15 protein-coding genes are annotated in these 13,534 nt (G+C 34.9%); 6 read left to right on the top strand and 9 right to left on the bottom strand.

Annotation, left to right across the window (positions count from 1 at the left end):
- The first annotated feature begins 132 nt into the window (after window positions 1-132).
- The 4 genes from ACE94K_RS07475 to ACE94K_RS07460 are packed head-to-tail and all read left to right on the top strand — an operon-like array spanning window position 133 to window position 3,381.
- Entirely contained in the window at window positions 133-1,407 is a 1,275-nt protein-coding gene (locus ACE94K_RS07475) for an amidohydrolase family protein (RefSeq protein WP_378182203.1), read from the top strand.
- Window positions 1,408-1,452: 45 nt separating this feature from the next.
- A complete protein-coding gene (locus ACE94K_RS07470; protein WP_378182201.1) occupies window positions 1,453-1,962 on the top strand; it encodes a TlpA family protein disulfide reductase in 510 nt (169 codons plus the stop codon).
- 4 nt (window positions 1,963-1,966) lie between these two features.
- Window positions 1,967-2,857 carry an alpha/beta hydrolase gene (locus ACE94K_RS07465; protein ID WP_378182198.1) on the top strand — a complete coding sequence of 297 codons (891 nt, stop codon included), beginning with the start codon at window positions 1,967-1,969 and terminating at the stop codon, window positions 2,855-2,857.
- A gap of 17 nt (window positions 2,858-2,874) precedes the next feature.
- A complete protein-coding gene (locus tag ACE94K_RS07460; RefSeq protein ID WP_378182196.1) occupies window positions 2,875-3,381 on the top strand; it encodes a hypothetical protein in 507 nt (168 codons plus the stop codon).
- A 107-nt stretch (window positions 3,382-3,488) separates the two neighbouring features.
- Here the strand turns inward: ACE94K_RS07460 and fabD are convergent, their stop codons facing one another.
- The 3 genes from fabD to ACE94K_RS07445 form a co-directional block, all read right to left on the bottom strand.
- Window positions 3,489-4,370 carry an ACP S-malonyltransferase gene (fabD, locus tag ACE94K_RS07455; RefSeq protein WP_378182193.1) on the bottom strand — a complete coding sequence of 294 codons (882 nt, stop codon included), beginning with the start codon at window positions 4,368-4,370 and terminating at the stop codon, window positions 3,489-3,491.
- 72 nt (window positions 4,371-4,442) lie between these two features.
- A complete protein-coding gene (locus ACE94K_RS07450) occupies window positions 4,443-5,294 on the bottom strand; it encodes a fructosamine kinase family protein (RefSeq protein ID WP_378182190.1) in 852 nt (283 codons plus the stop codon).
- A 3-nt stretch (window positions 5,295-5,297) separates the two neighbouring features.
- Window positions 5,298-6,242, bottom strand: a complete 945-nt coding sequence (locus ACE94K_RS07445) for a dihydrofolate reductase (RefSeq protein ID WP_378182187.1) — start codon at window positions 6,240-6,242, stop codon at window positions 5,298-5,300.
- A gap of 79 nt (window positions 6,243-6,321) precedes the next feature.
- Here ACE94K_RS07445 and ACE94K_RS07440 point away from each other — a divergent pair, with 79 nt between their 5' ends.
- Window positions 6,322-7,404, top strand: coding sequence for an aminotransferase class V-fold PLP-dependent enzyme (locus tag ACE94K_RS07440; RefSeq protein ID WP_378182184.1), 1,083 nt, complete (start codon window positions 6,322-6,324; stop codon window positions 7,402-7,404).
- A 100-nt stretch (window positions 7,405-7,504) separates the two neighbouring features.
- The gene (locus ACE94K_RS07435; protein WP_378182181.1) at window positions 7,505-7,801 is read left to right on the top strand and encodes an isoamylase early set domain-containing protein; all 297 of its coding nucleotides are present in this window, start codon (window positions 7,505-7,507) and stop codon (window positions 7,799-7,801) included.
- Window positions 7,802-7,828: 27 nt separating this feature from the next.
- Here the strand turns inward: ACE94K_RS07435 and ACE94K_RS07430 are convergent, their stop codons facing one another.
- The 6 genes from ACE94K_RS07430 to ACE94K_RS07405 form a co-directional block, all read right to left on the bottom strand.
- Complete coding sequence (locus ACE94K_RS07430) at window positions 7,829-8,110, bottom strand: DUF427 domain-containing protein (protein WP_378182178.1); 282 nt, start codon at window positions 8,108-8,110, stop codon at window positions 7,829-7,831.
- A gap of 25 nt (window positions 8,111-8,135) precedes the next feature.
- A complete protein-coding gene (locus ACE94K_RS07425) occupies window positions 8,136-9,110 on the bottom strand; it encodes an L-histidine N(alpha)-methyltransferase (protein WP_378182175.1) in 975 nt (324 codons plus the stop codon).
- Between the two features lie 9 nt (window positions 9,111-9,119).
- On the bottom strand, window positions 9,120-10,286 hold the full coding sequence (gene egtB / locus ACE94K_RS07420; RefSeq protein ID WP_378182172.1) for an ergothioneine biosynthesis protein EgtB: 1,167 nt from the start codon (window positions 10,284-10,286) through the stop codon (window positions 9,120-9,122).
- A gap of 103 nt (window positions 10,287-10,389) precedes the next feature.
- The gene (locus ACE94K_RS07415) at window positions 10,390-10,815 is read right to left on the bottom strand and encodes an energy transducer TonB (protein ID WP_378182169.1); all 426 of its coding nucleotides are present in this window, start codon (window positions 10,813-10,815) and stop codon (window positions 10,390-10,392) included.
- A 25-nt stretch (window positions 10,816-10,840) separates the two neighbouring features.
- Window positions 10,841-11,665 carry a thymidylate synthase gene (locus tag ACE94K_RS07410; protein ID WP_378182166.1) on the bottom strand — a complete coding sequence of 275 codons (825 nt, stop codon included), beginning with the start codon at window positions 11,663-11,665 and terminating at the stop codon, window positions 10,841-10,843.
- Between the two features lie 158 nt (window positions 11,666-11,823).
- Entirely contained in the window at window positions 11,824-13,524 is a 1,701-nt protein-coding gene (locus ACE94K_RS07405) for a NupC/NupG family nucleoside CNT transporter (protein ID WP_378182163.1), read from the bottom strand.
- Window positions 13,525-13,534 lie beyond the last annotated feature (10 nt).

Raw genomic sequence — 13,534 nt, 5'->3', positions numbered from 1 at the left:
ATTACTCTGAACAGCCGTAATTCTAAAAGAAATCATAATCTGTTCATCAATTACAGTATTTTATTTTAAATTGTTGTTCTTATAATTAAGCACAAATCCATTCACAAACAACTTTACACAATTTATAATCTTATGAAATTCTTTTACACCTTACTTTTTGCTCTGATAAGTATAACACTTACTGCCCAAGACACCTATCTTCATTGCGGAAAATTAATTGACACCAAATCAGGTAAAATGCTAACCGAAAGAACAATCGTTGTTTCCGGAAATAAAATCAGTAAGGTCGAAATTGGATATACCGAAGGAGAAAGCGGTGATGTTATTATTGATCTAAAAGACAAAACGGTCATGCCGGGACTTATTGATATGCACGTGCATATGGAAAGTGAATCTAACCCAAAGGCATATTTAGAGCGCTATACAAACAATGAAGCAGATGTAGCATATAACTCAGTGGGATTTGCAAAAACTACCTTAATGGCAGGATTTACAACGGTAAGAGATCTTGGAGGAAGTGGAGTCAACATTGCATTAAAAAAAGCCATCGCACAAGGAAAAATTGATGGCCCAAGAATATTCACTGCTGGAAAATCATTGGCAACAACCGGAGGTCACGCCGACCCGACGAACGGAGGAAACAAAGCTTTGATAGGAGATCCCGGTCCAAAAGACGGTGTCGTAAACAGTGTCGAAGATGCTAAAAAAGCGGTTAGACAACGCTACAAAAACGGAGCTGATTTAATTAAAATTACTGCAACCGGTGGAGTCTTGAGTGTAGCCAAAAGTAGCTCTAATCCTCAATTTACTGTTGAAGAAATAAAAGCTATTTGTAAAACCGCTAAGGATTACGGATTTCATGTGGCTGCTCACGCACACGGTGACGAAGGAATGCAACGTGCCATTATTGGTGGTGTAACTACCATTGAACACGGTACGCTAATGAGTACTAAAACAATGGATTTAATGAAAAAAAATAAAGCCTATTTAGTACCAACGATCACTGCAGGAAAAGAAGTTACAGAAAAAGCAACCATAGCAGGGTACTACCCGGATGTAATTGTTCCTAAAGCGCTCGAAATTGGACCACAGATTCAAGATACATTTAAGAAAGCGTACAAGCGTGGTGTGCGTATCGCGTTCGGTACAGATGCCGGTGTTTTTAAACACGGACAGAATGCCAAAGAATTTGGCTATATGGTAGAAGCCGGTATGCCCACAGTAACAGCAATACAATGTGCCACTATTGTAAATGCAAAAGTGTTAAACAAGAGCAACGAACTAGGTCAGATTGCTCCTGATTTTATTGCAGATATCGTAGCCGTAAATGAAGATCCTACGGATGACATAAAAACAATGGAAAATGTAGTATTTGTAATGAAAGAAGGCAAAATCTATAAACAATAATTTCATTTTAACCAGCATCGGGATTCATTACAAAACCACACTTTTGTGAAAAAAATATCACAATATATTATTCCGGCAGTCATTGTATTATTTGGAATATTCTATATGTATACGAAATGGTCTGCTGCGGGTGAAGGAGATACTGCACCTGATTTTGAAGCTTCTTTGGTTGATGGAGCGCCTTTTAAACTTTCTGACCTACAAGGTAACTATGTACTCTTGGATTTTTGGGGTTCCTGGTGCCCTCCTTGCTTAAAAGAAAGCCCGGAGTTGGTAGCTCTGCATAAAAAATATGCTGAAAATCTAACTATCGTAAGCATTGCTTTGGAGAAAGACTCAGAATCCTGGAAAAAAGTAGTTTCCAAATTTGGATATACCTGGAAACATCAAATAGTTGATCAAAATAGATTTGTAATGCTATCCGATATTGCCAGAAAATATGGTGTTTCAGAAATTCCGGCTAAATTTTTGATTTCACCAGAAGGAAACCTGATCGGAAACTATTCTTTTAAACAGATAGACAGTTTATTAACCAAAGTCAGTTTTAACCAATAGAAATATGAAAATCAAACATATATATCTTGTATTGATTGTCGTTATCATTTTCGGATGTAAGGAATCAATAAAAAATTCTGGAAACACTCAAGAAACTGAATTAAAAAAGACTGAGACCGACACAATTATAAACAAAACAACTGCACAACCTAACGTACACGTTTTAGAAAAACCGTTTGAAATAGCCGGTTTGAACCGAGACCGACAGGTGCGTATCTATTTACCAACCAATTACAAAAAATCTGAAAAAAAATATCCGGTACTTTATATGCACGATGCACAGAATCTTTTTGACAAGTTTACTTCGTATGCAGGTGAATGGGAAGTAGATGAAAGTCTCAACCAACTTGCAAAAACTTCTGGAATAGAATTGATTGTGGTAGGAATTGATAATGGAGCCGAAAAACGTATGAATGAATTGAGTCCTTGGAAAAACGACCAATTTGGAGCGGCAGAAGGTGAAGCCTATATGGAATTTATTGTAAAGCAAATCAAACCCTATATCGATAATAATTACAGAACATTAAGCGATACAGACAATACCGCTATAATGGGAAGTTCGATGGGAGGATTGATATCACATTACGCAACGTATCAATATCCGGAAGTCTTTGGGAAAGTTGGAATTTTTTCTCCTTCCTATTGGTATGCTAACGATGTTTTTACATTTACTAAAACAAATCCCATCCCAAAAGAAACCCGATTATTTCTATTAGTTGGAAAGAAAGAAGGTGACGGAATGTCTGAAAACACAATAAAAATGTATGATCAAATTCTTTCATCCAAACATCCGAAAGGCAATATACAAATGATAATAGATCCTAAGGGAGAACACAATGAAGCTCTCTGGAAAAAACACTTCCCTGCAGCCATTAAGTGGTTGTTTGCCAATTAAAAACAAAATTCGCATATATGATGAAAACAATTAAAATTTTTCTTCTGCTAGCGACGATCTCGGTATCTTCACAGAGTCAGGAAACCAATCTTTCTATATTTAATAACCTAGTAGGTAAAGAATGGAAAGCTGAAGGAATCTGGGGAGATGGTACCGTATTTAAACAAGAGACCATCTTTACATTTGACTTAGATAAAACCTTGATTATTGCAAAATCTAAAGGGTTTACTAATAAAGACCAAACCCAGTATGGATGGCGTAATCATGGGATCAGAAAGTTTGATACTCAAACGAAATCTATCAAATTCTGGGAATTTGATGTATTCGGTGGAGTGACAGAAGGTATTGTATATGTTGATGGAAAAAACCTGATCTATCAATATCAATATGGAGAATCCCTAATCACTGATATGTGGGAATATGTAAACGATCATACCTACAATTTCAAAGTAGGAAATTATACCGATGGGAACTGGAAACAGATATATTTGGAAACACAGTTTAAAGCCTTAAACTCCAAGTAATAAAGATCATTAACTTTTTTTATTAAAAAATTGTCCTTCATAATATTCCATAAAAAACCCCGAAATCAAAAGAAGTCGAGGTCTAAAATTCTAATATCTATAGGATTCTAAATGGAAGCCGCTATAGTTTCCATAGATCTATCTACTTTTTTCACTAATCCAGATAACACTTTTCCAGGACCAACCTCTGTAAATGATGTAGCACCATCCTTGATCATATTTTGTACACTCTGCGTCCATTTTACAGGAGCTGTTAATTGTGCAATTAGATTTTTTTTGATTTCTTCAGGATCCGTAACCGCGGTCGTTGTTACGTTTTGATAAATCGGACACGTTGGTGTATGAAAAGTTGTAGCTTCTATGGCAGCCGCTAATTCTTCTCTTGCAGGTTCCATTAACGGTGAGTGAAAAGCTCCTCCAACGGGCAATACCAATGCTCTACGAGCACCTTTTTCTGTCATTAGCTCACAAGCTTTTTCAATTGCTTCTACTTCTCCCGAGATGACCAACTGACCCGGACAATTATAGTTTGCGGCTACCACTACCCCGTCAATCTCTTCGCATCCTTTTTCTACAACTTCATCATCTAACCCTAGTACAGCGGCCATAGTTGAGGGCTGTATTTCACAAGCATGTTGCATCGCCAAAGCTCTTTTAGATACCAAACGAAGTGCATCTTCAAAATTTAATGTTCCATTGGCAACTAATGCAGAAAACTCTCCTAAAGAATGTCCTGCCACCATATCCGGCTGAAAACTATCTCCAAGTACTTTACTTAAAATCACTGAATGTAGGAAAATTGCCGGCTGCGTTACTTTTGTTTCTTTTAGCTCATCCGCAGTACCTTCAAACATAATTTTAGTAATTTCAAAACCTAAAATTTCATTAGCCTTGTGAAAAAGTTCTTTAGCAATTTCTGAATTTTCGTATAAATCCAGACCCATTCCTGAAAATTGAGCCCCTTGACCAGGAAAAACATATGCGTTCATGTATTGTGTTTTTAAATTTTAACAAAAGTAAGTATTATACTGAAAGTGGGTATAAGTTAACTGATAGAATTTTTACGAATACTTTTTCAAAATACGTGTGACACTATTAAAATAAGTTCGACCAAAAAGATTAAGATGCACTAGTAAATAGTATAACTGCCAGATATCAATTCTTTTTTTCCAATCTTCAATTAATGGAAAAGTTGCATTATATACTTTAAATAATTCTTGATCAAAACCTCCAAAAAGATGCATCATAGCGATATCCATTTCTCTTGATGCATAAGCTACAGCAGGATCTATTAGGCAAGGAAAACCTTTGATGTCAACCATAAAATTACCGCTCCACAGATCGCCGTGAATCAAATTTGATCTCTCATTTGGGATCTCGGTTTCAAGATTGTTGTAAAAACTATCCAAATTTCCAAAAGAAAAACCTTTTTGAAACGCCATCTCTAACTGTGGCTGCAAACGCTGTTCAATGTAAAACGCTGATGCTGTGAGACGTTTTTTGTTACTCTGCGGTAAACTTCCAATGTAGTTATCATTTTCAAAACCAAAATAAGGTTTGCTTTGCTTATGCAAAAGCGCAAGTTGTTTACCAAAAACAAACCAGAAATCTTCTAATTGTTTTCCAGAGTCAATATATTCTAATAACAAAAATGCTTCATCATTACTGCTTCCATAATGTAGTACTTGAGGAATCGTAAAAACGTTAGCTTTTCTCAATTCCTGAAGGCCTTTGGCCTCTGCTTCAAACATTTCTGGAAACTTCAACGCACTATTTAATTTGGCAACTAATTTCTTCCTGCTTGTAATCAACAAATAAACTTCATTAATATCTCCTCCTGAAAGCGATTTCGTTTTTATAATTTTTTCGGAAAGAAAATTTTCGAAGTGAGATATGAGTTTTTTTGAAAGCAACTATCACTTCTTTTTATACGTTATATAGGTAAATCCAAAATTATGCCTTTCATCTGCTCCGTGAAGTTCTTTACTTTCGGGTACCCAGATTTCAGGATCAATTTCTGGGAAAAAAGTATCCGCGTCAAATTTTCCATGCACCCTGGTTAGCTCAATACGATTCGCATATTCAAGCCCTATTTTGTAAATCTCACCACCACCGATAATAAACGGTTGCGGGTCATCTTTTGCTACTTCTAGTGCCTCCTCCATCGAGTGTACAACTATTGCTCCATCAGGTCTGTACTCAGGATTTCGTGTTATTACCACATGCACACGATTTGGTAATGGTTTTGGAAATGACTCAAAGGTTTTGCGCCCCATAATAATATGATGTCCTGTTGTAAGTTCTTTAAAACGTTTAAAATCATCCGGTAAATGCCAGACCAAGTCATTATCTTTACCTAGTGCATTATTTTCTCCGGCAGCTGCAATCATAGTTATTATTTGATCAGCATTTTGTCTCACAGAATTCTCTATAACTTTGGGGTGCTGCTTTTTAATAAACTCTTCCTTCTTTTTAATCAATTCATCTTTTGGGTACATAAGGTCCACATCCTTTTGAATTAATTCTATTTCGGCCTTTTGTTTTGCGATCAATCGCTCCATCTGATTACTCGTCCATTCGGCTCCCATAAATTTGTGAAACAACCAAACGTTGCAAAAATGTAATACAAAAAGAAATGCCCAGCAAACTACTACCACAGCATACCAATCTACTCCAAAAAAGGTGATCTCTTTACCAATTCCGATCAACAAATTAAGAATAACAAAAAAAACAGATCCTACTGCAAACACTATAAAATGCTGAAATAGTCTTTTCTTTTGAACTACTCTTCTGCGCGCGTGCTCGTACAATTCTCGTTGTACCGGATCAATTTGTGGAGTTTCTTTTCTTTTTGAAAACATTTTAATAGTACCTTAGTAATGCTTGATTCATATATCAAAGTAAATATAAAGGTTTTGACAAAAAGCCCTAAACGAACTTATGAAGAATTTAAGAAAAGAATTTCCTGTACTATCCCAAAACACCTATCTCAATACAGCATCCTCTGGATTATTATATGATTCTCTGTTAGATTACAGACAAGAACACGATCTTGATTATTTGATCGATGGTAGTATTTTTAGAGATGGCCAAGAAAAATTTCTAAATACTGTAAGAAAAACAATTGGAGATTTTTTTGGTTGTACCCCAGAAAATACCGTGCTCGTTCCTAACTTTTCTTTAGGCTTTAATATGATTCTTATTGGACTAAAAAAAAGCAATAAAGTCTTACTGCTTGATAAAGATTATCCCTCCATAAACTTTGCAGTCACCAGTAAAGGATTTGAAGTTTGCTACGCAAAAGTAAATTCAACTCTCGAGCAAAATATTGAAGAAGCTGTAGCAGTGCACAAACCCAATATTTTAGCATTTAGTTTAGTTCAATATACAAATGGTATTGTTGCGGATCTTGATTTTCTTAAAAGATTAAAATTAGAAAATCCTAGTCTTTTAATCGTAGCAGATGCAACACAATTCTGCGGAACCAGAATCTTTGATTTTAATCTATCCGGAATCGACATTTTAGGATGTAGTGGTTATAAATGGTTATTAGGAGGTTATGGTAATGGATTTTTACTATTTAAAGATTCTATTCTGGATGAAATCACCCCCAATACTTACAAAAAAGCAGCATCGAGCTCCATCCACCATCCGTCCTATACCAACTTACGAGCCAGGTTTGAATGTGGCCATTTAGATACCTTCAACTTTGGCAGTCTACAATACTCCCTAAAATTCCTATCTAACATTGGAATTTCAGTAATTGAGAAAAGTATAATTGAACTAGCCAATTACACAAAAACTGAACTGGATAAACTAAACCTTTTGGATAATGAGGTGAAAGATCGTAATAGCCACAGCTCTATTTTTAATATTAAAGGAGATCCGAAACTATTCAACATACTTAAAGAAAAAAATATAATCACAGCTCTTAGAGGCGAAGGAATTAGAATTAGTCTTCATTTCTATAACACAAAAGAAGATGTAGCTAATTTACTTGACACACTACATCGTTATCGTTAATAACTTACTGAAAATCCGAGAGTTTCCTCTTTATTCTTTTCAAGTTTTATACTAATTTCACTTAAATTTTATTAACCGGAAATTTTTTAAAACTAAAATCATGGCAATATCTAAGCAATATTTAAAGTCAAAACCAATCTGCAAAGTAACTTTTTCGGTACCTGCAAAAGAGGCTACTTCTGCTAGCGTAGCTGGAGAATTTAATGAGTGGAATCCTGAAGCAACACAACTAAAAAAATTAAAGAACGGTACGTTCAAAGGAACTTTAGACCTACCAAAAGATCAGAAATTCGAATTTAAATATGTAGTAGATGGAGAATGGACTAATGAATCTGAGGCGGATGGTTATCAATGGAATGACTTTGCAGCTGCAGAAAACAGTTTATTAGTACTGTAAAAAAAATCAAATTGAGGTTGTAGTCATCTAATCTACAACCTCAATGCCTTTCCAGAATGCCACATAGCCCTTAATTTGTTTTGCCAGATCACTTGTTTCAGGATAATACCAAGCGGCATCTTTATTTTCTTTACCATTTACGTCAATGGTGTAATAAGAAGCTACTCCTTTCCATGGGCAATTTGTATGAGTTTGGCTTGACTTAAAAAACTCTTTCTTTATAGATTCAGGAGGAAAATAATGATTATTTTCTATTACCTTGGTTTCGTTGCTTTCCGCAATCACCTGATTATTCCAAATTGCTTTCATGATGTCATTTTTAAATTAAAAAAATCTATTTTGACTTTTTAAACACATAGTTTTTATAATATTGATGTTTATCAGTAAAAGATTTGGTTACCTCTAAACCTGATTCTTCTGCCAACCATTTAACGGTATCATCATCATACTTCTGCGAGATCTCTGTATGAATACTCTCCCAGGGCTCAAAGTGAACTTGTAGAGATAGACAATCAATATCTACTGTTTGCTTTTTAGTGCTTACAAGATAACTTTTTGCAGTACCACTTTCGGGATCATAAACCTCCCAATGAATAAAAGCATCCAGATCAAAATTACCACCAAGTTCTTTATTGATTCTTGTTAAAACATTTTTGTTAAATGCTGCGGTGACTCCTGTTTTGTCGTTATACGCATCCAAAACTTTCTGCGGATGTTTTTTTTGATCAAAACCCATAAAGATCAAGTCATCAGGGTGCATAGCATCGTTTAGCTTTTTCAAAAACCGAATAGCCCTAGGATGTAGCAAGTTACCAATATTAGAACCAAGTACCATAATCACTTTTTTACGATCGCTAATATGCTGTAACCGATCCAAAACCTCAAAATACTCGCCAATTTGTCCTTGAACATCAAGCTCTGGAATTTCTTTAGCCAAATTCGTTAATAATCCATCAATAGCATTTTCACTAATATCTATTGGGTGGTAGGTAACATCGTATTTTTTATTTATTAATTCATTTAGTAAAATCTTGGTTTTTTTTCCATCACCTGCTCCCAACTCTACAAGATCAAAACCTTCTTTATCTGAGTCAAAACTTTGTAAAATATCTTTCTTATGTAGTTGAAAAATATCATACTCTGCATTGGTAAGATAATACTCTGGTAATTCCATTATTTGCTGAAAGAGTCTATCTCCAATTTCATCATAAAAGAATTTAGAAGATAAATATTTAGGAAAAGCGGTAAGTCCTTCGTGTACTTCTTTGCCAAAAGTACAAGTCAAGACATTTTGATCTTTTGAGTTCATGTATTTAGGTTATTTATTTTTTACTAATCGTAAACCATTGAATTGCCATCTAAGCTGAGGATGAAAAAAATTACGATATGTAGCTCTTGTGTGATTATTAGGTGTTGCGACAGAACCTCCTCTTAATACTTTTTGATTAACCATAAATTTCCCATTATATTCACCGAGGGCTCCAGGAGCTTTGGCATAGTTAGGATATGGTAAATAAGCACTTTCTGTCCATTCCCATCGTACTCCCCAATTAAAATGTGATTGGGCGACTTCCCATTCAAATTCGCTTGGAAGTCGTTCTCCTTTCCATTGTGCAAAGGCAAAGGCCTCATAATAAGAAATATGTGTTACCGGTGCATTTGGATTTATTTTTTTTAATCCTCCTAAAGTATATTGATGGTATTCTCCTTCAATGTTATGCCAATATAATGGTGCTTTTATGTTATTATTTTCTAACCAATCCCAGGCTTCAGCATGCCATAAGAGACTATCCTGATAACCTTTATTATTGATAAATTCTAAATATTCAGAATTTGTAACCAATCTATTTGCTATTCTATATTGCTCCAGGAATACCTTGTGAACTCCTAACTCATTATCATAACAAAAGTCTTTTCCGCTATAACCAATGTCATATAGCCCCTCATTTATGGTATGATATATCGTGGAAGGTTCCATCGTTGGATTTTCTAAAAAAGTATCATTATACTTAGGCAATAATGGGTTATTACCTAAAATATATTTAATATCCGTGAGTAATAATTCTTGATGTTGTTTTTCGTGATGTATACCTATCTCAACAAGATCTCTGATTTTTTGGCGTACATCACCTTCCAGAAAAGATTTTAAATGAGAGGTAACGTAATCTCTATATGTATAGACTTCTTTTACTGTCGGTCTGGAAAGGTTTCCTCGATTTGTTCGTATTACTCTCTTTCCTATACTCTCATAATAACTATTAAAAACAAAAGCAAAGTCATCGTGAAAACGAGTATAACCAGTTTTGTATTTGGAGAGAATAAATTCTTCAAAAAACCAAGTTGTATGTCCTAGATGCCATTTTGGAGGAGAAACATCTACTATCGGTTGAACCACATAATCTTCGGTCTGCAATGAGGAACAAATTTCTTCTGATTGAGCCCTGGTCTCTATGAAAGAAGAAAGTAAACTATCAGTAATAACCATAAAAAAAAGTGTATTCGATTTACGAATACACTCAAATTTAATCATTTTTATTCTTTGACTACTTTATAGTAGAGTTAATCCATTGTTAAATCTCCCCGATATTCTATTGAGGTTTAATAAAAGTTATTGGCACTTCATACGCTATTGCGATCGGTTTCTTACCCCACTTTCCGGGTTTCATCTTAGGAATTGTTCGAATAATTCTGACTGCCTCTCTTTGAAGATACCTATGAGCTCCTTTCACATCAAGTACTTCTGCCTTTCCTTTATTATTTATTATAAATTCTACTGTTACGGTTCCTTCTAATCCGTCTTTTTCCGCTATTTCAGGATATCTAAAGTTTCTTATGATATGGTTTCTTAAACTATTATCAAAACATTTAATAGGACTCTGCCTGGAATTTTCACATTTAGGCCATATAGGTGTGATCCCTTTTTCATTAGCATTCTCTTTGGACAGAATTACGTTATCCTGAGCCAATAAAAATGTTGAACATAAAATTGTTGCGACAAGTAGTAGTTTCTTCATTGTAATTCAGTTTAAATTTTGGGGGTTAAACTGCAACTGCACCTTTTATATGAGGGTGCGGATTATAGTCTTCCAATACGAAATCATCAAAAACGAAGCCAAAAATATCTTTTACCTCCGGATTTATCTTTATCGTTGGTAATTTTCTTGGTGTTCTCGACAACTGCAATTCCAATTGTTCTAAATGATTATTATAAATATGAGCATCTCCAAACGTATGTATAAACTCTCCTGCTTCATATCCACATACTTGTGCCATCATCATTGTAAACAAAGCATAAGATGCAATATTAAAGGGCACTCCCAGAAATATATCAGCACTTCTCTGATATAATTGGCAAGACAATTTTCCATCCGCTACATAAAACTGAAAAAAAGCGTGACAAGGAGGTAATGCTGCCTTACCATTGGCAACGTTGTCTGAAAAAGATTTTGAAGTATCTGGCAAAACACTTGGATTCCAGGCTGAAACCAGCATTCTTCTACTATCTGGATTATGTTTTAATGCTTCTACAATTTCTTTAATCTGATCGATTTCATCACCATTCCAATTGCGCCATTGGTGTCCGTAAACAGGTCCTAAGTCCCCATTTTCATCTGCCCATTCGTTCCAAATACGGACCCCATTATCCTGAAGATATTTTACATTGGTATCTCCGCTAAGAAACCATAATAATTCATGGATAATTGATTTAAGATGTAATTTTTTTGTGGTCACCATCGGAAAACCCTTACTTAGATCAAAACGCATTTGATATCCAAAAACACTTTTCGTTCCAGTGCCTGTTCTATCTTCTTTTTCATTGCCATTTTCCAGCACGTGGCGTACCAGATCCAAATATTGCTTCATACTCCCTTTCTAACTTTCTATTGGGTTTCTTAAAATTATACTAATTCAATTCAAATATACAAAAAATAGATTTCCAGATATCTAATAATAGGTGGATTATGAAATAGTTATAAAACCCATTAGATAATTACATTTTAAATAAGAAAAGTCTTTGATTTTTATCCTATAATCATTCCCGCAATCGTGGCTGATAATAACGAAGCAATAGTTCCTCCTATTAAAGCTTTCATACCAAATTCTGATAATGTTTTTCGTTGTCCTGGAGCGAGCGAACCAATCCCCCCTATTTGAATTCCAATAGAGGCAAAATTTGCAAAACCACATAACATATAGGTTGCCATAATTACTGATTTGTTGTAGGTAAAGTGTAAAGCATTTGAAGTTTCCTTTAAATCTGCTAATTGGATATACCCTACAAATTCACTGGCTGCCAATTTGATACCCAATAACTGTCCCATAAGCATGACATCTTCCTTTGCTACACCAATTAACCACATTAAAGGGGCAAAAATAGTTCCTAAAATAGATTCCAAGGAAAATTTATCATAAGGTGTGTGCTCCGCAATAAAAGCACTAAATGTAGTAACCTCTCCAATCCAACCTAAAATTCCGTTAACCATCGCTATTAAAGCTACGAATACTAACAACATAGCCCCCACATTCGCGGCAAGCTTCAGTCCCTCTGTAGTTCCATTAGAAATAGCGTCCAATACATTAGACCCTATTTTATCCTGAGTTACTTCTATAGCACTATTTATTTTTTCTGTTTGAGGGAATAAAATCTTGGAAACTACTATTGCACCCGGCGCAGCCATTACAGAAGCGGCCAAAAGGTGTCTAGCAAATTCCAACCTTAACTGTTCATCGTTACCACCTAAAAACCCAATATAGGCTGCTAAAACACCACCTGCCACCGTAGCCATTCCACCTACCATGACTAGTAGTATTTCAGAACGTGTCATTTTTTCTAAATACGCCTTTATCATTAAGGGAGCTTCTGTTTGTCCTAAGAAAATATTACCGGCAACACTTAAACTCTCTGCGCCGGAAATTCCCATTAACTTCGTCAATACCCAAGCCATCCCTTTAACAACTACTTGAATAATCCCAAAGTAAAACAAGATAGATGTTAGCGCTGAGAAGAAAATAATGGTAGGCAATACTTGAAATAAAAAGATAAAACCATAGCTATCTACATCCATCATTCCGCCTAGCAAGAATTCACTTCCTGCTTGTGTGTATAATAAAATTTCATTGAAAATTTTACCCACGAAATTGAAGATTGCCTGTATAAATTCCACTTTCAGCACTCCAAAAGCTAAAAGCAGTTGTCCTACCAATCCGATTCCAACTGTTTTCCAGTTAATTTCTTTTCTATTACTACTAAACAAGAAGGCAATCACCAACAATACAATCATTCCTAGCATTCCTCTCCACAAACTAGTAAAAGAAAATCCTTGGTTAGGAATCAGCTTATTACTCTCAGCTGAGGATGAAACAACCACAACTTCTTTCTTCGCAACCAATTCATATGAAAGATTATTTTTTAACAAAACCAACGTTGAATCAGTAAGGTTCTGGACTTTATATTTGATGATAGAATCCTCTACTTTTTCTGGGAATAATAGTAACACATTATTCTGAGTTATATAGTCCCCATTTAGCTTTTCTGAATTGTTATTGAAAGTATAAGAAAACTGTCCTTGTTCTAGATGCAAATAGTCTTTATCACTTACTGTAAAAACATTCTCAGATGATCCCTCTATGTTTTTTAGAATCCATTTTTTCTCAATTGATTGAGCTGATAAAATCGTAAATGCACATAATGATAACAGGAAAGATAGTAGTCCTTTTTTCATAAAAATAGAA

Source organism: Aquimarina besae (assembly GCF_042434905.1).
In the GTDB taxonomy this organism is placed as follows: domain Bacteria; phylum Bacteroidota; class Bacteroidia; order Flavobacteriales; family Flavobacteriaceae; genus Aquimarina.
Note: the sequence above shows the minus strand (reverse complement) of the source record. Positions and strands in the feature narration are given on the sequence as shown.